Source organism: Actinomyces israelii (genome assembly GCF_030253495.1).
GTDB lineage: Bacteria > Actinomycetota > Actinomycetes > Actinomycetales > Actinomycetaceae > Actinomyces > Actinomyces israelii.
In genome coordinates, this window is record NZ_CP124548.1 from 1,984,745 (window position 1) to 2,010,288 (window position 25,544).

General features: G+C 73.0%; 14 protein-coding genes. 7 read left to right on the plus strand and 7 right to left on the minus strand.

Features of this window, described 5'->3' with window-relative positions; translation table 11 throughout:
• Nucleotides 1-199 precede the first annotated feature (199 nt).
• The 3 genes from AIF0345_RS08165 to argF all read right to left on the minus strand — a co-directional run bounded on the left by AIF0345_RS08165 (nucleotide 200) and on the right by argF (nucleotide 3,604).
• Nucleotides 200-1,327, minus strand: a complete 1,128-nt coding sequence (locus AIF0345_RS08165; protein WP_285297861.1) for a serine/threonine protein kinase — start codon at nucleotides 1,325-1,327, stop codon at nucleotides 200-202.
• A gap of 146 nt (nucleotides 1,328-1,473) precedes the next feature.
• Entirely contained in the window at nucleotides 1,474-2,448 is a 975-nt protein-coding gene (locus tag AIF0345_RS08170) for a carbamate kinase (protein ID WP_285297862.1), read from the minus strand.
• A 145-nt stretch (nucleotides 2,449-2,593) separates the two neighbouring features.
• Nucleotides 2,594-3,604: an ornithine carbamoyltransferase gene (argF, locus tag AIF0345_RS08175; protein WP_285297863.1), complete on the minus strand. Its 1,011-nt coding sequence runs from the start codon at nucleotides 3,602-3,604 to the stop codon at nucleotides 2,594-2,596.
• A 605-nt stretch (nucleotides 3,605-4,209) separates the two neighbouring features.
• Here argF and AIF0345_RS08180 point away from each other — a divergent pair.
• The 4 genes from AIF0345_RS08180 to rpe all read left to right on the plus strand — a co-directional run bounded on the left by AIF0345_RS08180 (nucleotide 4,210) and on the right by rpe (nucleotide 8,112).
• A complete protein-coding gene (locus AIF0345_RS08180; protein WP_268917141.1) occupies nucleotides 4,210-4,941 on the plus strand; it encodes an HAD family hydrolase in 732 nt (243 codons plus the stop codon).
• 10 nt (nucleotides 4,942-4,951) lie between these two features.
• Complete coding sequence (fmt, locus tag AIF0345_RS08185; protein ID WP_268917142.1) at nucleotides 4,952-5,902, plus strand: methionyl-tRNA formyltransferase; 951 nt, start codon at nucleotides 4,952-4,954, stop codon at nucleotides 5,900-5,902.
• A gap of 128 nt (nucleotides 5,903-6,030) precedes the next feature.
• Entirely contained in the window at nucleotides 6,031-7,407 is a 1,377-nt protein-coding gene (locus AIF0345_RS08190; protein WP_404976007.1) for an RsmB/NOP family class I SAM-dependent RNA methyltransferase, read from the plus strand.
• A 42-nt stretch (nucleotides 7,408-7,449) separates the two neighbouring features.
• Nucleotides 7,450-8,112 (plus strand): ribulose-phosphate 3-epimerase, encoded by a 663-nt coding sequence (gene rpe / locus AIF0345_RS08195; protein WP_285295846.1) that lies wholly within the window; start codon nucleotides 7,450-7,452, stop codon nucleotides 8,110-8,112.
• Between the two features lie 4 nt (nucleotides 8,113-8,116).
• On the opposite strand, the gene AIF0345_RS08200 is transcribed toward rpe, so the two are convergent.
• The 4 genes from AIF0345_RS08200 to AIF0345_RS08215 all read right to left on the minus strand — a co-directional run bounded on the left by AIF0345_RS08200 (nucleotide 8,117) and on the right by AIF0345_RS08215 (nucleotide 11,906).
• Nucleotides 8,117-8,890 carry a DUF364 domain-containing protein gene (locus AIF0345_RS08200; RefSeq protein WP_285295847.1) on the minus strand — a complete coding sequence of 258 codons (774 nt, stop codon included), beginning with the start codon at nucleotides 8,888-8,890 and terminating at the stop codon, nucleotides 8,117-8,119.
• Nucleotides 8,891-8,947: 57 nt separating this feature from the next.
• On the minus strand, nucleotides 8,948-10,027 hold the full coding sequence (locus AIF0345_RS08205) for an ABC transporter substrate-binding protein (RefSeq protein ID WP_285295848.1): 1,080 nt from the start codon (nucleotides 10,025-10,027) through the stop codon (nucleotides 8,948-8,950).
• A 95-nt stretch (nucleotides 10,028-10,122) separates the two neighbouring features.
• Entirely contained in the window at nucleotides 10,123-10,938 is an 816-nt protein-coding gene (locus tag AIF0345_RS08210) for an ABC transporter ATP-binding protein (protein WP_285295849.1), read from the minus strand.
• Nucleotides 10,935-11,906 carry a FecCD family ABC transporter permease gene (locus AIF0345_RS08215; RefSeq protein WP_285295850.1) on the minus strand — a complete coding sequence of 324 codons (972 nt, stop codon included), beginning with the start codon at nucleotides 11,904-11,906 and terminating at the stop codon, nucleotides 10,935-10,937. The genes AIF0345_RS08210 and AIF0345_RS08215 overlap by 4 nt, the downstream gene beginning before the upstream one ends.
• Nucleotides 11,907-12,418: 512 nt before the next feature.
• On the opposite strand from AIF0345_RS08215, the gene AIF0345_RS08220 reads away from it, so the two are divergent.
• The 3 genes from AIF0345_RS08220 to AIF0345_RS08230 all read left to right on the plus strand — a co-directional run bounded on the left by AIF0345_RS08220 (nucleotide 12,419) and on the right by AIF0345_RS08230 (nucleotide 25,527).
• The gene (locus AIF0345_RS08220) at nucleotides 12,419-14,296 is read left to right on the plus strand and encodes an acetyl/propionyl/methylcrotonyl-CoA carboxylase subunit alpha (protein ID WP_285295851.1); all 1,878 of its coding nucleotides are present in this window, start codon (nucleotides 12,419-12,421) and stop codon (nucleotides 14,294-14,296) included.
• 3 nt (nucleotides 14,297-14,299) lie between these two features.
• The gene (locus AIF0345_RS08225; protein WP_043559579.1) at nucleotides 14,300-15,958 is read left to right on the plus strand and encodes an acyl-CoA carboxylase subunit beta; all 1,659 of its coding nucleotides are present in this window, start codon (nucleotides 14,300-14,302) and stop codon (nucleotides 15,956-15,958) included.
• A 101-nt stretch (nucleotides 15,959-16,059) separates the two neighbouring features.
• Nucleotides 16,060-25,527: a type I polyketide synthase gene (locus tag AIF0345_RS08230; protein ID WP_285297910.1), complete on the plus strand. Its 9,468-nt coding sequence runs from the start codon at nucleotides 16,060-16,062 to the stop codon at nucleotides 25,525-25,527.
• The last annotated feature ends 17 nt before the right edge of the window (nucleotides 25,528-25,544 follow it).

A 25,544-nucleotide genomic window follows, 5' to 3' on the forward strand; every position in this document is an offset into this window, starting at 1 on the left:
ATTCGGGGGACGAAGACATAGCGAGTGTTCCTGGGTTCTCACCCGGCACACGTGGCGGATCAGCACCCTTGCCGATCTCTACTCGGTCTGCCGGGGCTCACCGCTGTCACGGGAGCCCTGACGGCTGCTGCGCCACTGGGCCGGGAGCGGCGGGGGCGGCGTTCTGGATGTGGGCTGCCCCCGCCGTTCGTCCCTTGGCTCAGACCAGGGTCGGGTCGTCGACCTGGTTGGGGAAGTAGTCCTCGCAGGTGCCCTCGCGGTAGACGTCCGCGGTTGCGCAGTGCAGGCCGCCGCCGAAGGCGTAGGCGTCGCGGAAGGGCACGGGGATGACGTTCATTCCCAGCTTGTCCATCTGCTCCATCTGGTGGACCTCGCTGGCCTCGACGCACACGGTCTTGTGGTCGATCACCAGGCAGTTCATGGACAGCCACACCGAGGAGTAGCACAGCGGCGGTGGCGTGGTGTGAGCCGGCGGCGCGGCGTCAACGATCTGCCAGTCGTTGGCCTCGAAGATCTTGCGCTGCTCCTCGGGCAGGTGACGGTGCGGGTTGTTGATGATCAGGCCCGGCCGCAGCGGCACGAAGGTCGCGTCGATGTGGATCGGGTAGGGGTCGCCCGGGAAGTTGACGGCGTGGACGCGGAAGTCGGGGTAGTACCGCTTGAACCACTCCATGGCCTTCCGGTTGGTGGTCAGGCCGTGCTGGATGAACAGGTCCTTGCCCACCCGCATGACGTCGGCGGCGTCCCACATGGGCTCGACCTCGGTGGTCACGAAGTCCTTGGCGGCCGTGCGCTCCAGACGCTCCTCGATGGAGATCTTCTCGTCGTAGTAGTTGTGCTTGTAGGACTTGTCGGTCAGGCGCGGCCGGGGGGCCTGGGTCCACTTGAACTCCGGGTCCTCCTCGAAGTACTGGTTCATCAGCGGCCAGTAGGCCAGGTACTCGAAGTAGCGGCAGCGGAAGGAGTTCGCCGAGGACATGATCTCCTCACCGATGGTGAGCAGGATGTCGCGAGGAGGCATCTGGGTGAAACCCGACTCCGTGCGGAAGTCCGGGGTCTGGATGGCCTGGTTCCACTGCAGCGGCGTGGGACGGTCCACCTTGACGCCCAGACCCTCAAGGATCTTGACGTAGTTGTCCAGCTGCTCGTTGGCCGCCTCGACGGTCGCGGTGGGGCGAGGCCCCCACATGCCGCGCATCTCGGAGTCGATCGGCACCTTCTCCGAGGTGGCGGGCTCCTCCGGCGGGATGACCGAGAAGTCCGCACGCCCCACGATCACGTACTTGAGCGGGTCGAAGTCGTTCCAGGAGTTGACGATCTTCGTCATGTGTTATGTCACTTCCTTGTGCATTGTGAACAGGCCCTCAGCAGGGCCGATGGTTGGGCTGATAGTGCGGCAGCGACGGCGAGAGGGCGCCGTCATGACTCGGTGCGGTGGACCACCTCCTTGATCAGGCCGGTACGTTGACGTTCTCAGGCCCGTTCGGGCCCGCCGGCCGCCGGCTGGGGTGGTTGGAGGTCGTTGGGTTGGCCGTAGCTGCCGCCGGGGGTGATGATGGTGCCGGCGGTGCCTTGGATGATGTGGGTGGCGTCGTGGAGGCGGCCGATGGCGGCCATGTCTCCGGTGAGCTCGACGAAGCGGCAGACGGCCTCGACCTTGGGTCCCATGGATCCTGCGGGTGGGTTGAGGGCGCGCAGGGTGGTGGGGGTGGCGCGGGGGATCTGCTTGGCGTGGGGTGTGCCGTAGTGGGTGTAGACGCCGTTGACGTCGGTGAGGATGAGCAGGGCGTCGGCCTCGAGGTCCTCGGCCAGGACGGCGGCGGTGAGGTCCTTGTCGATGACGGCCTCGATGCCCTGGAGCTTGCCGTGGGTGTTGCGGATGACGGGCACGCCGCCGCCTCCGGCGCAGATGACCACGGCGCCGGCCTGGAGCAGGGTGCGCACCAGGCGGGTCTCGATCACGCGCTGGGGGGCGGGGGAGCCGACCACGCGCCGGTAGTGCTCGCCGTCGGGGCGCACGGTCCACCCGCGCGTCGCGGCCAGGGCCTGGGCCTCGTCCCTGGTGTAGACCTCGCCGACGAACTTGGTGGGGTGCTCCAGGGCGGGGTCGCCGGCCAGGACCAGGGTCTGGTTGACCATGGAGGCGACCTGGCGCCCGGGCAGGGCGTTCTGCATGGCCTGGAGCAGCCAGTAGCCGATCATGCCCTGGGTCTGGGCGCCCAGGGTGTCGAAGGGGTAGGGCTCGGACAGCCGCTGGTCGTCGGCCGACTCCAGGGCCAGGACCCCCACCTGGGGGCCGTTGCCGTGGGTGATGACCAGCTCGTGGTCCTGCGCCAGCTCGGCCAGGCGCGCCGCGGCGGCGCGCACGTTGGCCACCTGGACGGCCGCGTCGGGCGCCTGCCCGCGCTCCAGCAGGGCGTTGCCGCCCAGCGCCGCGACGATCCTCATCGCCACTCCCCCCCGGCCGCCCCGGCCCGCTCTGCCTTCCCGGCCTGCTCTGCCCGCTCTGCCTGCTCGGCCTGCTCGGCCTGCTCTGCCTGCTCTGCCTGTCCTGCCTTCCCGGCCTGCCGGGCCTGTCTCACCTGCGTCACCGTCACTCCCAGTCCCCCAGGGTGGCCACCATGACCGCCTTGATGGTGTGCATGCGGTTCTCGGCCTGGTCGAAGACGATACTGGCCTCGGACTCGAACACCTCGTCGGTGACCTCCAGGCCCTCCATGCCGGTCCTGTCGTAGATCTCCGCCCCCACCGCGGTGCCCCGGTCGTGGAAGGCCGGCAGGCAGTGCAGGAACCTCACGCCGGGGTTGCCGGTGGCCCGGACCAGGGCCGCGTTGACCTGGTAGGGGCGCAGCAGCCCGATCCGGGAGTCCCACACCTCCTTGGGCTCGCCCATGGAGACCCACACGTCGGTGTACAGGAAGTCCACCCCCTCCACGCCCGCGACCGGGTCCTCGGTGACCGTGACCCGGCCGCCGCTGCCCGCGGCCAGGCCCTCGGCCGCGGCCACCACACCCGCCTCGGGCCGCAGCTCGCCCGGGCAGACCATGCGCACGTCCATGCCCATCAGCGCCCCCGACACCAGCAGGGAGTGAGCCACGTTGTTACGAGCGTCCCCCAGGTAGGCCAGGGACACCTCCCCCAGCGGCCGGCCCCCCGAGTGCTCCAGCATCGTCAGCTGGTCGGCCAGCATCTGCGTGGGGTGCCACTGGTCAGTCAGACCGTTCCACACCGGCACCCCCGACAGCTCCGCCAGCGTCTCGACGTGCTCCTGCCGGCTGCCCCGGAACTCGATCCCGTCATAGAACCGGCCCAGCACCCGCGCCGTGTCCGCCACCGACTCCTTGTGCCCCAGCTGGGAGCCCGACGGGTCCAGGTACGTCACCCGCGCCCCCTGGTCATAGGCCGCCACCTCGAACGAGCACCGCGTCCGCGTCGAGGTCTTCTCAAACACCAGAGCGATATTCCGCCCCACCAGACGCCGCACCTCACAACCAGACCGCTTCGCCGCCTTCAGCTCCCCAGCCAGATCCAGCAACGACCCCCACTCCTCAGCAGAGAAGTCCAGCTCCCTCAGAAAATGACGACCAGACAACAAATGACCCACAACAACTCCTACATCAGCGAATAGTTGGCGAAAGTGAACGGCTAGAGGGCGACTGTACCGCCGAGGAGGCGGCCGGCGCTCTGCGAACCCTCCGGGCTCTCGGCACGAACCGGGGTGCCGCGGCTTCGGGACGGCGCAGCGATCCGCCGGGGCTCCCCGGCTCCGGAGCCGATGGGCGACAGCATCAGTGTCATCGCTCCCTCTCTGGCACAGCCCTGTGCCGTGGAAAACAGAAGACGCGCGGTGGTACGGATCACGTCCCCGCTCGACTGGTACGAGCGTACTACTTCTGGTCGGGATGGGGAAGCCGCTCCCGCAAACCGCCTCATCTTTGTTGTGACCCTCAACACTCCTGTTGTCGCGGGGCGGCAAGGACCGCCACCATCTCTTGATCTCCCAACGATTCACTGTGACCACGCGAGGAGTGCGCACGGCGGTGCGATGCCATCTAGTTGTGCGATCCGACAATCTCGACGTCGCCCCGAGCGGTCCCGGAAGAGCCGTGCCCGGGCGAAAGCTGGTACGCACGCACCATCTTCGACTGCGACGCGAGCACCGTCCTGGCCGGCTTGCCCGGCACTGCGCGGGGCTGGGATCGTCCGGTCATGGACTCAGCAGACTTGCCGACCGGCTCCACCGACTCGGCGGACTCGCCCGAGCGGGTCCCGCTCCGACCGGTCACCGCCGTCGTCCTGGACGTGGGCAACGTCCTGTACGCCTGGGAGGCCATCGGCGCCGTCGCGGGTCGTGTGCCCACGGCGCTGTGGCACGAGTTCTGCGCGGACGCCGACTTCGGCTCCCTCAACGCCCGCGCCGATGCCGGTGAGCCCCTCGACGACATCCTCGCCGACCTGGTCGCTGCTCACCCCGACCGCCCCGAGTGGGAGCGCATTCAGCGCCTGTACTGGGACCACTTCGAGGACTCGCTCACCGGTCCGGTGCCCGGCATGGCGTCCCTCGTCGACGATCTCCTCGCCGCGGGAGCGCCCCTGTACGCCCTGACCAACTTCAATGACGTTCTCTTCGCCGCCTCCCGGCGCCTTATGCCCCAGCTCGCGCGCTTCCACGGCGTCGTCGTCTCCGGGGCCGAGCACCTGGTCAAGCCCGACCCGGCACTCTACCGGATCCTGCTGACTCGCTACGGCCTCGACCCCGCACGCACCCTCTTCGCCGATGACTCCCCGGCCAACATCGACGGTGCCAGGAGCGTCGGCCTGCGCACGCACCTCTTCACCGGGGCCGGCGCCCTGCGCGCCGCGCTGGCCGACGCGGGCCTTCTGCCGCCGCGGCGGCACAGGAGCGCTGAGCGCGCCGAGAGCGCTGCGACTGCCCCGTAGACTGTCACCCATGCGCGTTCTCTTCGCCGGCACCCCCGGGGTGGCCCTGCCCACCCTCCGGGCCCTCATGAACGACCCCGAGCACGAGGTCGTCGGCGTCCTCACCCGCGCCGACGCCCGCAAGGGCCGCGGACGCGTCCTGCGCCCCTCGCCCGTGGCGGCGCTCGCCCGCGCCGCAGGCCTCGACACGCGCACGCCCGCCACCCTGAAGGATGAGGGCACCCGGACCTGGGTGCGGGACCTGAACGCCGGGGTCGCCGTCGTCGTCGCCTACGGGCGCCTCGTCCCGCCGCCGCTCCTGGAGGCGCCCGAGCACGGCTGGCTCAACCTCCACTTCTCGCTCCTGCCCGCCTGGCGCGGCGCCGCCCCCGTCCAGCACGCCCTCATCGCCGGCGACGCCGTCACCGGAGCCTGCGTCTTCGGCCTCGAGGAGGGCCTGGACACCGGTCCGGTCTATGCACGGCTGACCGAGACCATCCGCTCCACCGACACCGCGGGAGATCTTCTGGCCCGCCTCGCCGACGCCGGCGCCCCCCTGGTCCTCGACGTCCTGCGCGCCATCGCCCGCGGCACGGCCGCCCCCGAGCCGCAGGCGGAGGAGGGCGTCACCCTCGCGCCCGCGCTCACGCCCGCCGACGGCGAGATCCGCTGGACCGATCCGGCCCGCGTCATCGACCGCCGCGTGCGCGGGGTGACGCCCGCCCCAGGCGCCCGCACCCTCTACGACGGCGCCCGCCTCCGACTCGGACCGGTCGTGCTCGCCCCCGAGGTCACCGATCTTCCGCCCGGGCGGATCCGGGTCGCCAGGCACGAGGTGCTCGCCGGCACCGGCACCTGCGCCGTGCGGCTGGGCGAGGTCGCTCCCGCCGGAAGGAAGTGGATGCCGGCGGACGCCTGGGCGCGCGGCGCCCGCCCGCCGGCGGGAGCCGCTCTCGGTGCGCGAGGGGAGAGGCTGTCGTGACGGCGCGCGGGACCCGCGCCGGCGGACGGCGCGGGGGCTATCACCATCACGGCCGCTCCTCCGATCGTCGCAGCCGGCAGCACGGCGACTCCCGGGACCCGCGGGTCGATGGCCCCCGGCTCGTCAGCCTGCAGGCCCTCACCAAGGTCCGCCAGGACGACGCCTACGCCAACCTGATCCTGCCCGGGCTCCTGGAGAGGGCCCGCTTGGACCGGCGCGACGCCGGCTTCGCCACGGCCCTGACCTACGGCGCCCTGCGGCTCCGAGGCCGCTACGACGCTGTCATCGCCCACTGCTCGGACCGCCCCGTGTCCCGCATGGACGCCGTCGTGCTCGACGTGCTCAGGCTGGGGAGCCACCAGCTGCTCGGCATGCGCGTGCCCGGCCACGCCGCCGTCTCGGCCACGGTGGACCTGGCCGCGTACGCCGCGGGTCGCGGCGCCGCGACCTTCGTCAACGCCGTCCTGCGACGCGTCTCCGAGCGCGATCTCGACGCCTGGCTGGCCGTGCTGCGGGCCGAGGCGCCCGACGGGGTGGAGGCGCTGGCTGCCGTCGAGTCCCACCCGGTGTGGGTGGTCAAGGCCATGCGCCAGGCGCTGCTGGCCAACGGCCGTTCCGAGGACGAGCTGGAGGCGCTGCTGCAGGCCGACAACGCCGAGCCGAAGGTGGTGCTGTGCGCCCGCCCCGGGCTCATCGCCCCCGAGCGCCTCGCCGGTGAGGCCGAGGCCGCCACCCGCCAGGAGCCGTGCCCCGGCGACGTGAGCCCCTGCGCCGTCGTCCTGGCCGGGGGAGACCCCGGCCGGATCCGTGCCGTGCGCGACTCGCGGGCCGGTGTCGAGGACGAGGGCAGCCAGCTGGTCGCCCTCATGCTCGCCGAGGCCCCGGTCGAGGGGCGCGACGAGCGCTGGCTCGACCTGTGCGCCGGGCCGGGCGGCAAGGCTGCGCTGCTCGGCGCCTGCGCGGCCGGGCGCGGCGCCCGGCTGACGGCCAACGAGATCGCTCCGCACCGGGCGCGGCTGGTCGAGGCCTCCGTGCGCGCCCTGCCCCCCGGCGCGGTCGAGGTCCGCTGCGGCGACGGCCGGAGCCTGGGCCGGGACGAGCCGGGCCGCTACGACCGGGTCCTCGTGGACGCCCCCTGCACGGGGCTCGGTTCCCTGCGCCGACGCCCCGAGGCCCGGTGGCGGCGGAGTCCCAAGGACGTCTCCGAGCTCGCCGCCCTGCAGCGCGAGCTGCTCGCCGGCGCGCTGGCGGCCGTGCGGCCCGGGGGAGTGGTGGCCTACGCGACGTGCTCGCCGCACGTCCTGGAGACCGAGTACGTCGTGCGCGATGTGCTCAGGCAGCTTCATCGGAGCGGCGGCCGGGTCGAGGTCCTCCACGCCGGCGACATCGCCGCCCGCACCGCGCCGCGTCCGCCCGCCGGGGCCGACCGGCAGATGCTCCAGCTGTGGCCGCACGCCGACGACACCGACGCCATGTTCTGCGCGCTGCTGCGGCGGGACGTCTAGGCCGCGCCGCACCGTCCGTTCCGTCAGCCCCAGGAGGCCGTCATGACCACCCCCGCTATTCACCCCTCCATCCTCAATGCAGACCAGGCGCACCTGGCCGACGAGCTCGCGCGCATCGCGGGCGCGGACGGCCTGCACGTGGACGTCATGGACAACCGCTTCGTGCCCAACCACTTCGGCGGGCCCTCCTTCGTCCAGACCGTCATGGCGAACACGGACCTGCCGGTGGACGCCCACCTCATGATCGAGCAGGCCGACCGGTGGGCGCCCCAGTACGCCGAGATCGGGTGCGCGGTGGTGACCGCCCACGTCGAGGCCACAGCGGCACCCTTCCGCCTGGTCGCCGAGCTGCACCGCCTCGGGGCCGGCGCCGGTCTCGCGCTGCGCCCGGCCACGCCCCTGTCGGCGGTCGAGTCCGTCCTGGGGCGGATCGACCTGCTGCTGCTCATGACCGTCGAGCCCGGCTTCGGCGGCCAGTCCTTCATCGAGGCCATGCTGCCCAAGATCGCGCAGGCCCGGCGCCTGGTGAGCGCGGCGGGCCTGGAGCTGCGCATCCAGGTCGACGGCGGAATCACCGCCCAGACCATTGAGCGGGCCGCCGAGGCCGGGGCCGACGTCTTCGTCGCAGGCTCGGCCGTCTACCGGGCCGACGACGCCCTGGCCGCCATCACCAGTCTGCGCGACCTCGCCGCCGGCGGCTGCTGACTCGTCACGGGCGTGACCGCGGAGCCCCGTGGGGCACCAGGTTGACCATCCTGCCGGCGCGCGGCCGCCCCTTGCCGCCCGCACCCAGTGCCGGGATGATCTCGTGCGGAGCGCCGGGCACGAGTCCCGACAGGCAGTCGGCGCCGTGCGCGAACATGATCGGGGTCAGCGGGGTGCTCGGCCCGACCACGAGCGTTCGCGCCCCGCGGCACAGGGCGAGCAGCCGGGGGAGGGACTTGTTGGCCAGCGCCGCCCCGGTGATGAAGACGACGTCCTGCTCGGGCAGGATGTACTCGGCCGCGGTGTCGGGGAAGTCCCCCTCCTGCGGCGCGCGCTCCAGGATGCTGAGCCTGCGCGCACCGCCCAGGGCAGTCTCCACGCCGGGGAAGTGGCCGACGACGGCGACGCGCCTGCCGCGGACCTCACCGGTGTGCGCCGCGAAGGCCGTCGGATCCGCTCCCGGGGCGGTCACGTCCCAGCCAACAGCATCGACCCGGTCGGCGCGGTTGTACCAGGCGTTGATTGCCGCAGCGCCGAGGGCCGCCTCCACGAGGTTCCAGCTGCGAACCAGGCCGGCGGCCTCCCGCAGGGGCATGCCGTCGAGCGCACCGTCGTGCAGGGGCGGCCGACTCCGACCGCCGTACTGGCTGGACAGTCCCAGCCCGCCGTCGTCGCTGATCACGTAGACCCATGCCGACATCACCTCGGAGCACCGGACCCGGGGGCCGTCCGGTATGCCGGCGATCAGCTCGTCGTAGAGCCCCCACGGACCGGTCATGACCTCTCCTCCGGCCCCGGCGACAGCTTCCGGCCCGGACCGGGCGCGGCGCGCACCTCACCCATGAGCGGACGGGGCCGTGCCGGTCCGCCCCAGGAGCGTCAGGGCCTCCTCGTCGGTCAGGTCGTGGCGGTAGAGCAGGGAGTAGAACTCCTTGGTCTTGGCGACCATGTCGTAGGTGAAGGTCTGCGGGTACAGCACGCTGCCGAGCCACTGGAGGCCCAGAAGACGGTTGGGGCCCGGCGGACGGCCGATCCAGTTGTAGGGGGCGCCCGCGACCGTGTAGTAGCGCCTGCTCTTCACGGCGTCGAGCGAGGCCCAGGAGGCGTCCTCGGCGACCGTCGAGCCGATCGAGTCGGGACCGAAGACGATGGCGTCCGGATTCTTGTCGAGGACGGTCTCCAGCGAGACCGTGCCGCCGCCCCTCTTCTCCTCCTGGAGCGAGTCCTTGTCCGCGATCAACTCGGCCCCCACCATGTCGAAGACCTGGGCGTGGATGGAACCGGCGATGATGGTGCTCAGGCCGTCCTTGCCCTCGCCGTAGTAGACGCTCAACCGCTTGTCCTGCGCGATGCCGGCCGCCTTGGCCCGGACGTCGCTGATGACGCCGTCGGCGTAGGCGCCCAGCTGCTCGCCCAGGTCGGTCTTGCCCAGGGCCTGGCCCAGGAGCCGGAAGGCGTCGCCGGAGACGTCCAGCGCGCCGTCGATGAGGATGACGGGAATGCCGAGGTCCTCCTGGAGAGAGTCGAGCTTGCCCTTGTACTCCTCATCCCACTGGCCGACGTCCACGATCAGCTGGGGGTCGGAGGCCAGCACCGCCTCCCGGTTGAAGTCTCCGGAGTCCCCGTAGAACTTCCCGTACTCCGGCAGGTCGAGGTACTTCTGGTCGATGTACTTCGCGGCGGAGTCATCGGGCTTGTTGGACCAGCCGACCAGCTCGTCGGGGGCCATGGCGTACAGCATGATATTGGCCAGCGGCCCCGCCGAGGCGACTCGGGTGATCTCCCGGGGGAGCTCGACCTGACGGCCGGTGGAGTCGGTGAAGCTCACAGTGGCGGACTCGGCCGACGCCGACGTCTCGGGGCCGGTGGTCGTGGAGTGGGCGCAGCCGGCCAGGGCCAGCACGGCCACCGCCATAAGCGCAAGCAGTCTTCTCAGTACGTCGAAGGCCGGTTTTCCACGCGGCCTGGAGGGTATGGAGGGTATGGAGGGTATGGAGGGTATGGGCATGGTCACTCCTTTGTGCGCGGGGAATGGGATGTGGTCTTGATGACCGGTACGGCGACCGGCACGGTGCCGCGTGCGGAGCGCAGGGGGACGGGGGCGACCTGAAGGTCCACCCCGTAGACGGCGGTGAGGTTCTTCTCGGTCAGCACCTCGCTCGGGCGCCCGGTCAGGCACAGGCCGTCATCTCCCAGGACGACGACCTCGTCGGCGTAGAGGAAGGCATGGTTGGGCGCGTGGCTGACCATGAGGACGGTCCAGCCGTCGTCGGCCAGGGCTCGCACGCGCGACATGACGCGCACCTCGTTGCCGATGTCGAGGTGGGCGGTTGGCTCGTCCAGGACCAGCAGGGGCGCGCGCTGCGCCAGGGCGCGGGCGATCATGACGAGCTGTCGCTCGCCGCCGGAGATCTCCGTATAGGGCCGTGAGGCGAGGTGGGAGACTCCGAGGCGCTCGAGCTGTTCCTGAGCGACGGCGAGCTCCTCGGGCCCCGGTCGGGCCAGCTCGCCCATGGAGGGGTTGCACCCCATGACGACGACGTCGCGCACGTGGTAGGGGAAGGCGGGGACGTGGCCCTGGGGGACGTAGGCGACGGTGCGGGCGAGCTCCTTGACCGAGTAGGTGCCCAGCGGTCGGCCGCCCAGGGTGAAGGATCCCGACACCGGCGCCAGCAGTCCGAGAAGCGTCTTGAACAAGGTTGTCTTGCCCACGCCGTTGGGACCGAGCAGGCAGGTGATGCCGCGTTCTGGGACCGTGAGGGTCAGGGGCCCGACGACCGGAGGCGCGCCCGGGTACCCGCACACCAGGGAGCTGATGTCGATCACTGGAGGAACCCTCGGCGCGAGCGGAGGATGAGGATGAAGAAGAACGGCGCGCCGATGAAGGCGGTGATAATGCCCAGAGGGATCTCGACCGTGGAGGCGAGTCGGGCGATGGTGTCGACCAGCAGGAGGAAGGCCGCCCCGATTGACATCGACGCCCACATGAGGCGCACGTGGTCGGGCCCCACCAGCTTTCGCGCCAGGTGGGGCACGACCAGGCCGATCCAGCCGATGTTGCCGCTGACCGACACCGAGGTCGAGGTCAGCAGGGTGGCGCAGGCGATAGTGAGCCACCGGTACAGGCGGACGTTGACCCCGAGCATGCGCGCCTCCTCGTCGCCCATGGCCAGGACGTTGAGCTTCCAGCTCAGCGCGTACAGCAGCAGGCACACCGGCGCGAAGACCCAGATGGTCGACAGGCCGTCGACCCTGGTCCCCGCGAGCGACCCCATGAGCCAGTAGGTGATCGCAGGGAGCTTGGTATCCGTGTCCGCGACGAACTTGATCAGTGAGACGGCCGCGTTGAAGACGCTGGAAACGAGCATGCCGCACAGGATCATGGTGACGATGCCGCTGGTGCGCCGGTCCACCAGGGCCGCCAGAGTGGCGACCAGGAGCACCGCGACCAGTCCGGTGGCGAACGAGAGGGCCTGGATGAGAGGCCCCGACAGTCCCAGGAGGATGGCCAGGGCCGCGCCGAAGGACGCGCCGGAGGAGGCGCCGAGCAGGTCGGGGGAGACCACCGGGTTGCGGAAGAGCCCCTGGAAGGCGGTGCCCGAGGCGGACAGCGCGGCGCCCACCATGAGGGCCAGGCACAGGCGCGGCATCCTGACTGTTATCAGGGCGATGTCCGCGCGGCTCATCTCCTGGCCGCTTGCCCAGGTAACGGCGGAGGACCACAGCGAGTCGAGGCTGACCGGGTAGCGCCCCACCGACAGTGAGACGACGAACACCGCCGCCGGTGCGAGCACGGCGGCAGCACCCGGCAGGAGACTTCGCGCGACGCTGCGCGGCTCTGGCGACATCAAAGGCCTTCGGGAGTCGGCATGGACGGGAGCGGCTACTATGACCTTGGACACATGACATCTACCGTAGCAGTGTTCAGGACCGAGTTCGACCACAATTTCGGCCAGCCGAAAACATCGACCTTCGGGCGACCTGTCCGCGGCAATACGCCGGGATGACCTCGGTCTCGTTCTGGGCGTGCGGTGCGCACGATGGCGCTGCTCCCGGGCGCTGGCGCCAGCCGATTCAACGTAACCGCGTGTCTTTGTGAGATATCCACAATGCTGCGATAGTGGTTCGGCGTCATACCGTGGCTCCGTGAGTCGCTCGGACCGATTTTCTTGTAGGAACAGGCGATCCACTTGCGGGGTCTTCCCCCGCACAAGATCCACTGAGCACGTCGTCTCGGATATGAGCCGCCCGCCCCGTCCGGGCTCGCGGCTCATGCGAGCGGCTGCCCGACGCGAGGAGCACACTAGTGACCAGGCGGACACTCAACCGCATCCTCATCGCCAACCGCGGTGAGATCGCCCTGCGCGTGGTGCGCACCGTCCGGGATCTGGGCGGCACATCCATCCTCCCCTATGCCCCTGAGGACCTGATGAGCCCGGCGGCCGAGCTCGCGGACGAGGCCCACGCCCTGCCCGAGGGCTCTTCGTACACCGACACCGAGGCCGTCCTGGACATGGCCCGGGCCACCGGCGCCGACGCAGTTCACCCCGGCTACGGCTTCCTGTCCGAGGACGACGCCTTCGCTCAGGCGGTCGCCGACGCCGGCATCGCCTGGGTGGGCCCCTCGCCGTCGGCCATGCGGGCCCTGGGCGACAAGATGAGCGCCCGTGCCACCGCCGAGCGCACCGGAGTCGCCCCCGTCCCCGGCATCACCGAACCGGTCACCGACGCCGAGACCGTCATCTCCTTCGCGGCAGTCCACGGCTACCCCGTGGCGCTGAAACGGACCGACGGCGGCGGCGGGCGCGGCATCACCGTGCTGAGCTCGGACGAGGAGGCCCGCACCACGCCGGCCTTCGAGTCCGCCACCGCCGGTGGCTGCACCCTGATCCTCGAGAAGTTCATCCCGGCCGCGCGGCACGTGGAGACCCAGTGCGCCCGCGACGGCCACGGAACGTTCGCCGTCGTGTCCACCCGCGACTGCAGCCTGCAGCGCCGCAACCAGAAGCTCCTTGAGGAGGCGCCCGCCCCCTGGCTGCCCGAGGGCCTGGGCGACCGGCTCGTCGAGGCCTCCCACCGTCTGCTCGAAGCCGTTGACTACGTCGGGGTCGCCACCTGCGAGTTCCTGCTGACCCCCGCCGGGGACCTGTGGTTCCTCGAGGTCAACCCCCGCCTGCAGGTCGAGCACTGCGTCTCGGAGGAGGTCACCGGCATCGACCTGGTCGAGGTCCAGCTGCGCATCGCGGCCGGCGGGCGCCTGGGGCCCGTCCCCGCCCCCCGCGGCCACTCCATCGAGCTGCGCATCACCTGCGAGGACCCCGCCCGCGGCCTGGCCCCGTCCACAGGCGCCATCACCCGACTGCGCTGGCCGGCCGGACCGGGCATCCGCATCGAGTCCGGCGTGGTCGAGGGCGACGTCGTCACCCCCATGTTCGACCCCATGCTCGCCAAGATCGTCGTCACCGGCGCCACCCGCGACCAGGCCATCCGCCGTGCACGGCGCGCCCTGAGCGAGACGGTCGTCGAGGGCGTCACCGTGTGCACGTCCCTGCACGCCCATGTTCTGACCCGCCCCGAGATGACCGAGCCCACCGCCGAGGGGCTGCTCGGCGTGACCACGCGCTGGCTCGAGACCGACGTCCTGCCCGACCTCGTTGATCCGACCTCCGCGCAGGCCGGGGCCGACCCCGTGCCGGAGAGCCGCCGCACCCGCTCCTCCTACGTCATCGAGCTCAACGGCCGGCGCGTGCAGCTGACGATCCCCGACGGCATCCTGGGGGGCCACGGCCCCCGCCTCGGGGTGGGCTACCCGGGTGCGCCCAGCCGGCGCCTGACCCAGCAGCCGCTGCGCGGACGCGCCAGCGCCCGGTCGGGCGCGCGGGAGACCGCGGAGCCGACCGCCGCCGACCCCACGGTCATCCCCGCCCCCATGCAGGCGATCGTCACCCGCATCTGCGTCGAGCCGGGTCAGCGGGTCCACGCCGGCGAGCTCCTCGTCGTCCTGGAGTCCATGAAGATGGAGAACTACGTCCACGCTCCCGCGGACGCCACGGTCGCCGAGATCCCCGTCAGCGCCGGACGCACCGTCTCGGCCGGCGAGGTCCTCGTGCGCATGAGGAGCACCGCCGGGCAGGCCGCGGAGCCTGCCGAGCCCGCCCAGCACCCGACCCAGCAGGAGGCCTGAGCCGTGACCGACACCTCTTCCAGGCCCACCACGCCCGCCCCCGGCGCACCCGCTACCGGCGCCGGTCCCGACGCCGGCTCGCAGGCCCGCACGATCGCGGACTCGGCGGCCACGACGGCCTTCCGCGAGCACATCGCGCGAGTCGACACCGAGGCCGAGGACCGCGCCGTCGCCCGCCAGCACGCCAAGGGCAAGCAGACCGCCCGCGAGCGCATCGACGCGCTGCTGGACTCCGGCACCTTCCTCGAGATCGGCCGCTACACCGGCTCCGGCGCCGGAAAGGACGCCCGCCCCTCGGGTGTCGTCACCGGGTTCGGCCAGATCGACGGGCGCCAGGTGGCCGTCTACTCCCAGGACTTCTCCGTCTCCGGCGGGGCCCTGGGCACCATCGAGGGCGACAAGATCGTCCGGCTGCTCGACGACGCCCTGCGCCTGCGCATCCCGGTGATCGGCCTGATCGACTCCGGCGGCGCCAAGATCCAGGAGGGCGTGGGGGCGCTGCGCCAGTACGGGCGCATCTTCAACCGCACCTGCGCCGCCTCCGGACTGGTGCCCCAGATCAGCGTCATCCTCGGCCCCTGCGCGGGCGGGGCCGTCTACAGCCCGGCCCTGACGGACTTCGTCATCGCCACCCGCGAGGCCTCCCACATGTTCGTCACCGGCCCCGACGTGGTGCGCGCCGTCACGGGGGAGAGCATCAGCGCCGAGGAGCTCGGCGGCGCCCGGATCCACGGCCGGGTCTCCGGCGTCGTGCACTACGTCGCCGAGGACGAGGCCGACGCCCTGGACCAGGTCCGCACACTCCTGGCCTACCTGCCCTCCTCGGCCGACCAGGACGCCCCTCGCTACGACTACGACACGACCGCCCGCACCACCGACGCCTCCGCGGCGGCCCGGGTCGGCTCCCTGGTGCCGGCCTCCTCCCGTCAGGCCTACGACGTCGCCGAGGTGGTCGCCGCCCTGGTCGACCACGGCGAGCTCGTGCAGGTCCAGGAGGACTTCGCCCCCAACGTGGTCATCGGCTTCGCCTGCTTCGAGGGCCGCCCGGTCGGCATCGTGGCCAACCAGCCTCTTCACGACGCCGGCACGCTGGACGTGGACGCCTCGGAGAAGCTGGCCCGCTTCGTGCGCTTCTGCGACGCCTTCGGCCTGCCGGTGGTCACCTTCGTCGATGTGCCCGGATACCGTCCCGGGGCGCAGCAGGAGCACGCCGGCATCATCCGCCGCGGCGCCAAGGTCATCAACGCCTACGCCACCGCCACCGTCCCCCTGGTGACCGTCATCCTGCGCAAGGCGTACGGCGGCGCCTACATCGTCATGGGCTCCAAGGCCATCGGGGCGGACTTCAACTTCTGCTGGCCCGGCGCCGAGATCGCCGTCCTGGGCGCCGCGGGCGCCGTGGGGATCATCCACCGCCGCGACCTGAAGGCCGTGCGCGACGAGCGCGGCGAGCGGGCCGAGGCCGCCGAGCGGGAGCGCCTCACCCAGGAGTACACCCGCGCGGTCATCAACCCCGACAGGGCCGTCGCCATCGGTGAGATCGACGCCGTGATCGCCCCGGAGGACACCCGCACCGTCATCGTCGACTCTCTGGCCGCCCTGGCCGACAAGCGCGACTCGCGCCACACGCCCACCAAGAAGCACGACAACGTCCCCCTGTGAGGCGCCGCATGACCGATCATCCCGCCTCACCGGCGCCGTCGGACACCACTGTCCCGAGCACCGCACCGTCTACCGACCTGTCCACCACGACCGAGGACCGCATGACCACCCAGCCCACCACCTCCACCACCGTCGAGGCCGCCGCCCCGACCTCCGCCGAGCGTCTGAGCGGGGGCGAGCCCTACGTCCTGGCCTTTGGCGGACAGGCCACGCCCTGGCGCGCCACCCTTGACGAGCTCGTCGGCCTGGACCGCGAGCTGGCGGCCGCGCTCGTCAGGCTGGACGCCGCCGTCGCGGCGCGCCTGGCGCCCGTAGCCACCGACCTGCTGACCATCACCCCGCGCGGCGCCCGCTTCCTGACCGACGACGCCGTCCCCGTGACCCCCGCCGCCGCGGGCGGGTCCGTGGCCGACACCGCCGACATCTCGGTCCCCGGGATCCTGTTCGCCCAGCACGCCGCCGTCGCCTCCCTGCCCGCAGCCGGCGTCGCCGTCACCTCGTCGGCGGCCCCCGCCGCCGTCATCGGCCACTCCCAGGGAGTGCTCGGCGTCGCCCTGCTGCAGACCCTGGCCGGCGACGGCGGCTCCGAGGCCGATGAGGCGGGCGCTGTCGAGGTCCACGCCATCGCCCGTCTCATCGGAGCGGCCGCCGCCCGCACCACCCGCCGTCTCGACCTGGGCACCGTGGGGGAGTCCACCCCCATGCTCTCGGTGCGCGGCGTGACCCGCCAGGTCCTGGACGCCGTGCTCGCCCGGGTCCCCGGCGCGCAGGACATCAGCGTCGGAGTCACCAACGGCCGCCAGGCCCACATCCTGTCGGGCCGCCCCGCCGACCTGGAGGCCGTGGTCAGCGCCCTGGAGGCCGCCGCCCGCCGCAGCGCCGACGACCGCAAGGAGCGCCGCCGCGGGGGAGCGGTCCTCAGCCCCGTCACCGAGTTCCTCACCACCTCGGTCCCCTTCCACACCCCGCTGCTCGCGCCCGCCGTCGAGGACGTCGTCGCGTGGTCCGAGCGCGCCGGGCTGGACGCCGGCCTGGCCCGCGACCTGGCTGTCGCCGTTCTCATCGACCCGGTCGACTGGCCCGAGATGGTCGCCCAGGCCCTGGCGGGGGCCGGCTCCCGCCTCGTGGTCGACCTGGGCCCGGGGACCGTGCTCACGCGTCTGACCGAGGCAGTCGTGGCCGGCACCGGCACGACCGTCATCCCCGCGGGCACCGCACGCGGTATCGACAACCTCGAGCGGCCCGGCGCCGCCCCGGCGCCGGCGGTCGACCGCGCCCGCTTCGCCCCGCGCCTGACCCGCCTGCCCGACGGGCGGCTCACCCTCGACACCGCCTTCACCCGCCTGACCGGACGCTCCGCCGTGCTGCTGGCCGGCATGACGCCCACCACCGTCGACCCCGCGATCGTGGCAGCGGCGGCCAACGCCGGCTACTGGTCCGAGCTCGCCGGCGGCGGGCAGACCACCGCCACGGTCCTGACCGAGAACCTGGCCGGGCTGGAGGCCGCCCTGGAGCCGGGCCGCACGGCCGCCTTCAACGCCATGTTCATGGACCGCTACCTGTGGAACCTTCACCTGGGCACCCAGCGCCTGCTGTCCAAGGCCCGCGGCGCCGGCGCCCCCGTGGACGGCGTCGTCATCTCCGCGGGCATCCCCGAGCTCGACGAGGCGGTCGCCCTGCTGGCGCGCCTGCACGCCGAGGGCTTCCCCTACGTGGCCTTCAAGCCCGGCACCGTGGACCAGATCCGCCAGGTCATCGCCATCGCCAAGGCCGTGCCCGGCAGCCCCGTCATTATGCAGATCGAGGACGGGCACGCCGGCGGCCACCACTCCTGGGAGGACCTGGACACCATGCTCCTGGCCACCTACGACGCCATCCGGGCGTGCGACAACCTGGTGGTGTGCGTCGGCGGGGGCATCGGCACGCCCGAGAGGGCCGCCGACTACCTCACCGGGCGCTGGGCCGAGGCCTACGGAGTCACCGCCGCCCCCGTGGACGGCGTCATGGTCGGCACGGCCGCTATGACCTGCCTGGAGGCCAGGACCAACGAGGACGTCAAGCAGCTCCTCGTCGACACCCCCGGCATCGACCCCGCGCACGAGGGCGGCTGGGTCGCCTCGGGCGCCTCGGTGGGCGGGATGACCTCCGGCCTGTCGCACCTGCGCGCCGACCTGTATGAGATCGACAACTCCTCGGCGCGCGCCTCCCGCCTCATCCAGGAGCTCGCCGGCAACGACCGGGCCATGAACGCCCGGCGCGAGGAGATGATCGCCGCCCTGTCCAAGACCGCCAAGCCCTACTTCGGCGACGTCGAGGAGATGACCTACCTGGACTGGGCCACCCGCTACGCCGAGCTGTGCGTCGCCCCCCACGACGGGCGTGCCGCCACCCGCGCGGACTGGGCCGACGAGGGCTGGTACGACCGCTTCGTCGACCTGCTCCACCGCGTCGAGGCGCGTGTGAGCAGCGCCGACCACGGCGAGATCGAGACCCTGTTCGCCACCGAGGACGACGTCCTGGACGCCGACGCCGCCCTGGCCGCGCTCGCCCGGCGCTACCCGTCCGCCGCCCGGACGCTCGTCGAGCCGGCCGACGCCGCCTGGTTCGTCGACCTGTGCCGCAAGCACCCCAGGCCGGTGCCCTTCGTGCCGGTCCTGGACGCCGACATCCTGCGCTGGTGGGGCACCGACTCGCTGTGGCAGTCCCAGGACCCGCGTTACACCGCCGACCAGGTGCGCATCATCCCCGGCCCGGTCGCCGTGGCGGGTATCACCACCATCAACGAGCCCGTCGGCCACCTCCTGGGCCGCTTTGAGACCGCCGCCGTCGAGGCCCTCCAGGCCGCTGGCGTGCCCGAGCAGGTCGCCGCCGGACGCCTGGGCACCGAGGTGACCGCGAGCACGCTCGGCGCCCCCGTCGCCGACGCCACCGAGCTGGTCCGCACCACGCCGCACGTCCTGTGGAACGGGCACCTGACCATCAACCCGGCCCGCGTGCTGCCGCCGGAGGCCTACACGGTCATCGCCCGCCCCGACGTCGCCGAGGACGCCTACGACCTGGACATCCGCCTCGACACCCACTGGGACTCCACACCCGGCGGCCAGGACATCCACGCCGTGCGCCGCCTCGTCGTCCCCCTGCGCCTGGCCCGCGCCTGGGACGGGGCCGCGCCGCTGGTGGACCCCGAGCGCATCAGCGAGACCATGAACGACCTGCTGCGCGCCACCGCCGGCGTGGGTGCCGTGTCCGTCACCGGCGACCTCGTCGAGGCCCTGCCGCAGGTGGTCGCCGCCGCGCCCGGAGCCGCCGACGCGCTCGGCCGCCCCGCAACCCAGCCCTTCGGCACCGTCCACGCCCGTTTCACCCTGGCCGGCAACCTGGGGGCCGATCACGGCGCCGTGACCGCAGACGCCCTGCCGACCTCGCTGTCGCCCGCCCCGCTGGTGCCCGACGCCCTGCTCGGCCCCTGCTGGCCGGTGGTCTACGCGGCCCTGGGCAGCGTCGTCGAGGACGGCATGCCGCTCATCGAGGGGCTGCTGGGAGCCGTCCACCTCGACCACACCATCGACCTGCGCCGCCCACTGGCCGAGCTGCACGCCCAGGCGGGCCCCGACACCGTCATCCAGGTCGACGGGTGGGTGGCCGCCCTGGAGGAGTCCGGCGCCGGCCGGGTCGTCGATGTGCGCCTGGAGCTGACCGACGCCTCCGACGGCGCCCTGGTCGCCCTCATGCGCGAGCGCTTCGCCATCCGCGGGCGCGCCTCGGGCACCGCCGTGCCCACCAGCCCCGAGCCGGCCGGGGGCACGGGGCGCGCCACCGCCCCCGCTGCGCGCCGTCTGCTGCGCCGCGTCACGGTGACGGCGCCGGCCGACATGACCGCCTTCGCCCGCGTCACCGGCGACTTCAACCCCATCCACACCAGCTACCACGCGGCCAAGGTCGCCGGCATGGAGGCGCCGCTGGTCCACGGCATGTGGCTGTCGGCGACCGCCCAGCAGGTGGTGGCCGCCACCGCCGCCAACGGCACCCGCAATGTGCTGGCCGGCTGGACCTACGTCATGCTCGGCACCGTCGAGCTCGGCGACCGCGTCGAGATCAGCGTCGAGCGCACCGGCCTGGTGCGCGGCGGCGGCCTCGTCCTGGAGGTCACCTGCCGTATCGGCGACGAGGTCGTCTCCCGCGGCACCGCCGTCACCGAGCCCGAGCCGACCGCCTACATCTACCCCGGCCAGGGCATCCAGGCACGCGGCATGGGGCTGGACGAGATGAACAGCTCCAGGGCCGCCCGCGAGGTCTGGGAGCGCGCAGACGCCCACACCCGCGCCGAGCTCGGCTTCTCCGTCATCGCCCTGGTGCGCGACAACCCCACCGAGATGACCGCCCGCGGCGTCACCTACCGCCACCCCGAGGGGCTGCTCAACCTCACCCAGTTCACCCAGGTGGCCCTGGCCACCGTCGCCATGGCCACCACGGCGCGCCTGGCCGAGGCCGGGGCCCTGGTCGAGGGGGCCGCCTTCGCCGGGCACTCCCTGGGGGAGTACACCGCCCTGAGCGCCTACGGGCGCGTCATGCCCGTGGAGACGACCATCTCCATCGTCTTCCAGCGCGGCTCGACCATGCACACCCTGGTCGAGCGCGACGAGCACGGCGCCTCGAACTACCGCATGGGAGCGCTGCGCCCCAACCAGGCGGGCATTAAGGCGGCCGACGTCGAGGACTACGTCGACCAGATCTCCCGGACCAGCGGCGAGTTCCTCCAGATCGTCAACTACAACCTCGCCGGCGTGCAGTACGCCGTGGCGGGCACCATCAAGGGGCTGGACGCCCTGGCCGCCGACTCGCGAGCCAGGGCCGAGGCGCGCGGCGGCAAGAACCCGTTCATGCTCGTGCCCGGCATTGACGTGCCCTTCCACTCCAGGGTCCTGCGCCCCGGCGTGCCCGAGTTCCGCGAGCGCCTGGCCGCGCTCGTCCCGACCGACCTGGACGCCGACCGCCTGGTGGGCCGCTACGTGCCCAACCTGGTGGCGCGCCCCTTCGAGCTGACCCCCGAGTTCGCCCGCGCGATCCTCGACGTCGTGCCCTCCGAGCCGGTTCGGGCCATTGTCGAGGACTGGGCCGCCTGGCAGAAGCGGCCCGTCGAGCTGGCCCGCCGGCTGCTCATCGAGCTGCTCGCCTGGCAGTTCGCCTCCCCGGTGCGCTGGATCGAGACTCAGGACGTCCTGCTGTCCGCCCCCGATCAGGGCGGCCTGGGCGTGGAGCACATTATCGAGGTCGGCCTGGCCGCCTCCCCGACGCTGGCCAACCTGGCCTCCAGGACGCTCATGCTGCCCCAGCACCACGGGCGCCACGTGACGGTCCACAACGCCCGCCGCGACGAGGCGCGCGTCCTGGCCACCGACACCGACCCGGCCGTGGAGCCGGAGGAGGAGAGCTTCGAGCTGCCGACCGGCGAGCAGGCCGCCCCCGTCGAGGCCGCCGCACCGGCTCCCGTCGAGGCGTCCGCCGCGCCGGCGGAGGCCCCGGCCGCGCCGCCGGCCGCCTCCGGTCCCGTGGACGACCTGCCCTTCACCGCCACGGACGCCCTGACCGTGCTCCTGGCGCACGCCGCGCGCATCCGGCCCGAGCAGATCGGCGCCACCGACACCACCGAGACCCTGACCAACGGCGTGTCCTCGCGGCGCAACCAGCTGCTCATGGACATGGGCACCGAGCTCCAGCTCGCCAGCATCGACGGCGCCGCGGACGCCGACATGACGGCGCTGGCGGCCACGGTCGCCAAGGGGGCCCCCGGCTACAAGGCCTTCGGCCCGGTCCTCACCGACGCCGTCCGCACCGCCCTGGGCCGCCTCCTCGGCCCGTCCGGCGTACGCCCCGCGCGCGTCGCCGAGCGCGTCACGGGCACCTGGGGCCTGGGCGAGGGGTGGGTCTCCCACGTCACCGCCGAGCTGTTCCTGGGCACCCGCGAGGGCGCCTCCATGCGCGGGGAGGACCTCGCCTCCCTGGGGACCTCGGCCCCGGTTGGCAGCGCCGGCGCGGTGGACGCCCTCATCGACAGGGCCGTCCAGGACGTGGCCTCGGCCCACGGCGTCTCCGTGGCCAGGCCCAGCGCCGCGGGCGGCGCCGGGGGCGCGGTGGTGGACTCCGCCGCCCTGGACGCCTTCGCCGCCGCCGTCACCGGCGCCGACGGCGTGCTGGCCACCACGGCGCGCACCGTGCTGTCTGCCCTGGGCCTGTCGGAGCGGGTCACCGTCCCCGCCGACGCGGACGACGAGGCGGCGGCCGCGCGCGCCCTGGTCGAGGCCGTCGACGCCGAGCTGGGCGCCGGCTGGCTGCGCTCGGTCACGCCCGCCTTCGACGCCGACCGCGCCGTCCTCATCGACGACCGCTGGGCCACGGCGCGCGAGGACCTGGCCCGCCTGGGCAACGGCGAGACGCCGCTGGACCGGGCGCGCGCGCTCCTGGCCCCGGAGCGCTTCACCGGACTGGGGCGGGCCGTCGCCGACCAGGCCGCCTGGTGGGTGCGCGCCCTGCGCGAGGCCGGCGCCCCCGAGGCCGCCGAGCGCGCGGGCATTGCCGAAGCCATCGCGACCGCGGCGGCGCGGCCCCCCGTGGCCGGCGCCGACTCGGTCCGCTGGGCCGACGACGTCGCCGTCGTCACCGGCGTGGCCCCGCGCTCCATCGCCGCCGCGGTCGTCGGCGAGCTGCTGGCCGGCGGCGCCACCGTGGTGGCGACCAGCTCGCGCCTGACGCACGAGCGCCTGGCCTTCGCCAAGGACCTGTACCGCGAGCACGCCGCCGCCGGCGCGCGCCTGTGGATGGTCCCGGCGAACCTGGCCTCCTACCGGGACGTGGACGCCCTGGCCGACTGGATCGGCCACGACCAGGTCATCACCTCCGGCGGCTCGACCAGGCTCGTCAAGGAGGCCCTTGTCCCGACCCTCCTGTTCCCCTTCGCGGCGCCGCGCGTGTCCGGGACCCTGGCCGACGCCGGCCCCGACACCGAGTCGCAGACGCGCCTGCTGCTGTGGAGCGTGGAGCGCACCATCGCGGCGCTGAGCGCTATCGGCACCGACACCCATGTGGACCACCGCCTCCACGTCGTGCTGCCCGGCTCGCCCAACCGCGGCACCTTCGGCGGGGACGGCGCCTACGGCGAGGTCAAGTCCGCCCTGGACGCCATCGTCAACCGGTGGCGCTCCGAGCGGGCCTGGGCGCAGCGAGTGACGCTCGCCCACCCGCGCATCGGCTGGGTGCGGGGCACCGGCCTCATGGGCGCCAACGACCCGCTCGTGGCGGCCGTCGAGGCCGCCGGGGTGCGCACCTGGGCCACCCCGGAGATCGCCGCCGAGCTGGTGGGGCTGTGCACCACCGACGTGCGCGCCCAGGCGGCCACCGCCCCGGTCCTGGCGGACCTGACCGGGGGCCTGGGCGAGGGCGTGGACCTGGTCGCCCTGCGCGAGCAGGCCGTGGCCCAGGCGGCCGAGAACGCGGACGCCGCCGACGGGGAGCCGGCCCCGGCCACCATCAAGGCCCTGCCGACCCCGGTGGTGCCCACCCAGCCGACCGCCCCCCACTGGGGCGGTGTGGACGCCTCCCTGGACGACATGGTCGTCGTGGTGTCCACCGGCGAGGTCTCCACGTGGGGGTCGGGGCGCACGCGCCGCGAGGCCGAGCTGGGCATGAGCGGCGGCGACGACGTCGAGCTGACCGCCGCCGGCGTGCTGGAGCTCGCCTGGGGCATGGGCCTGCTCACCTGGCACGACTCGCCGAAGGCCGGCTGGTACGACGCCGACGGCGAGATGGTCGAGGAGTCCGACATCCTCGAGCGCTACCGCGACGAGGTCGTGGCGCGCTGCGGCATCCGCGAGTTCGTCGACGACGGGGTCATCGCCCCCGACGCCGAGGAGGACGTGGCCGTCTACCTCGACCACGACATCACGCTGACCGTGGCCGACGAGGCCACCGCCCGCACCCTGGAGGCGACCGACCCCGAGCACACGCTCGTGGCGCCCGACGCCGAGACGGGGGAGTGGACCGTCACCCGCCTGGCCGGGTCGCTCGCCCGCGTTCCGCGCCGTGCGGCCCTGTCGCGCACGGTCGGCGGCCAGTTCCCGGTCGACTTCGACCCGCAGCGCTGGGGCATTCCGGCGGCCATGGCCGAGGGCATGGACCCGATCGCCTCGTGGAACCTCGTCACGGCGGTCGACGCCTTCCTGTCGGCCGGCTTCTCGCCCGCCGAGCTGCTGGCGGCCGTCCACCCCAGCGACGTCGCCTCCACGCAGGGAACCGGCTTCGGCGGCATGGACGCCATGCGCAAGATGTTCGTGGGCCGCCTGCTCGGCGAGGACCGCCCCAGCGACATCCTCCAGGAGGCCCTGCCCAACGTCGTGGCCGCGCACGTCATGCAGTCCTACATCGGCGGCTACGGGTCGATGGTCCAGCCGGTGAGCGCCTGCGCCACCGCCGCGGTGTCCATCGAGGAGGGCTGGGACAAGATCGCCCTGGGCAAGGCCGACGTGGTCGTCGCCGGCGCCATCGACGACATCTCGGTGGAGTCCGTGGTCGGCTTCGGCAACATGAGCGCCACCGCGGAGGCGGCCGCCATGTACGCCAAGGGCATCTCCGCCCGCCACTTCTCCCGGGCCAACGACCGCCGCCGAGGCGGCTTCGTGGAGGCCGAGGGCGGCGGCACGGTGATCCTGGCGCGCGCCTCCGTGGCCGCCCGGCTGGGGCTGCCGGTCGCCGGCGTGATCGGCTTCGTGTCCTCCTACGCCGACGGCGCCCACACCTCCATCCCGGCGCCCGGCCTGGGCGCCCTGGGGGCCGGGCGCGGCGGGGGGGACTCCCGCCTGGCGCGCTCCCTGCGCGCCCTGGGCGTCGAGGCCGACGACATCGCCGTGGTCTCCAAGCACGACACGTCCACGGGCGCCAACGACCCCAACGAGTCCGAGCTGCACACGCGCCTGGCGCGCGCACTGGGCCGCTCCGAGGGCAACCCGCTGGTGGCCGTCTCCCAGAAGACGATCACCGGTCACGCCAAGGGCGGAGCCGCGGTCTTCCAGGTCTCCGGCCTGGCCGAGATCCTCGCCACCGGCGTGGCCCCGGGCAACGCCAGCCTCGACGTGGTCGACGCGCCGCTGGCCAAGGACGCCTTCTGGGTCTGGCCGCGCACGCCCATCCGCCTGGCCGGGCGCGGCGGGGAGTCCGGACGCGTTCCGGGCGCCGGCCCGGTGCGCGCGGGCCTGCTGACCTCGCTGGGCTTCGGGCACGTCAGCGGCCTGATCGCCCTGGTCCACCCCGGCGCCTTCGAGTCCGCCCTGCGCCAGTCGGGCGGCCAGGAGGCGGTGGACGCGTGGCTGGCCGGCGCCAACGCCCGCCTCGCCGCGGGCACGCGCCGTCGTCGGGCCGGCATGATCGGCCGGGCGCCGCTGTTCGAGCAGGTCGAGGGCCGCCGACTCGGCCAGGAGACCGGGCACCGCGACCCGCACGAGGTCGAGGCCGCCATGCTCCTGGACCCCCGGGCGCGGCTGGGCGCCGACGGCGTCTACCACGCCGGGGAGAGCGCCTGACCCGCTCCCACCCGTCG

Excerpts from the sequence above, each read along its gene's own strand:
- AIF0345_RS08180 (WP_268917141.1), top strand. The coding sequence starts at position 4,210 with ATGGACTCAGCAGACTTGCCGACCGGCTCCACCGACTCGGCGGACTCG.
- AIF0345_RS08200 (WP_285295847.1), bottom strand. The coding sequence starts at position 8,890 with ATGACCGGTCCGTGGGGGCTCTACGACGAGCTGATCGCCGGCATACCG.
- AIF0345_RS08205 (WP_285295848.1), bottom strand. The coding sequence starts at position 10,027 with ATGGCGGTGGCCGTGCTGGCCCTGGCCGGCTGCGCCCACTCCACGACC.
- fmt (WP_268917142.1), top strand. The coding sequence starts at position 4,952 with ATGCGCGTTCTCTTCGCCGGCACCCCCGGGGTGGCCCTGCCCACCCTC.
- AIF0345_RS08230 (WP_285297910.1), top strand. The coding sequence starts at position 16,060 with ATGACCACCCAGCCCACCACCTCCACCACCGTCGAGGCCGCCGCCCCG.
- rpe (WP_285295846.1), top strand. The coding sequence starts at position 7,450 with ATGACCACCCCCGCTATTCACCCCTCCATCCTCAATGCAGACCAGGCG.
- AIF0345_RS08165 (WP_285297861.1), bottom strand. The coding sequence starts at position 1,327 with ATGACGAAGATCGTCAACTCCTGGAACGACTTCGACCCGCTCAAGTAC.
- AIF0345_RS08170 (WP_285297862.1), bottom strand. The coding sequence starts at position 2,448 with ATGAGGATCGTCGCGGCGCTGGGCGGCAACGCCCTGCTGGAGCGCGGG.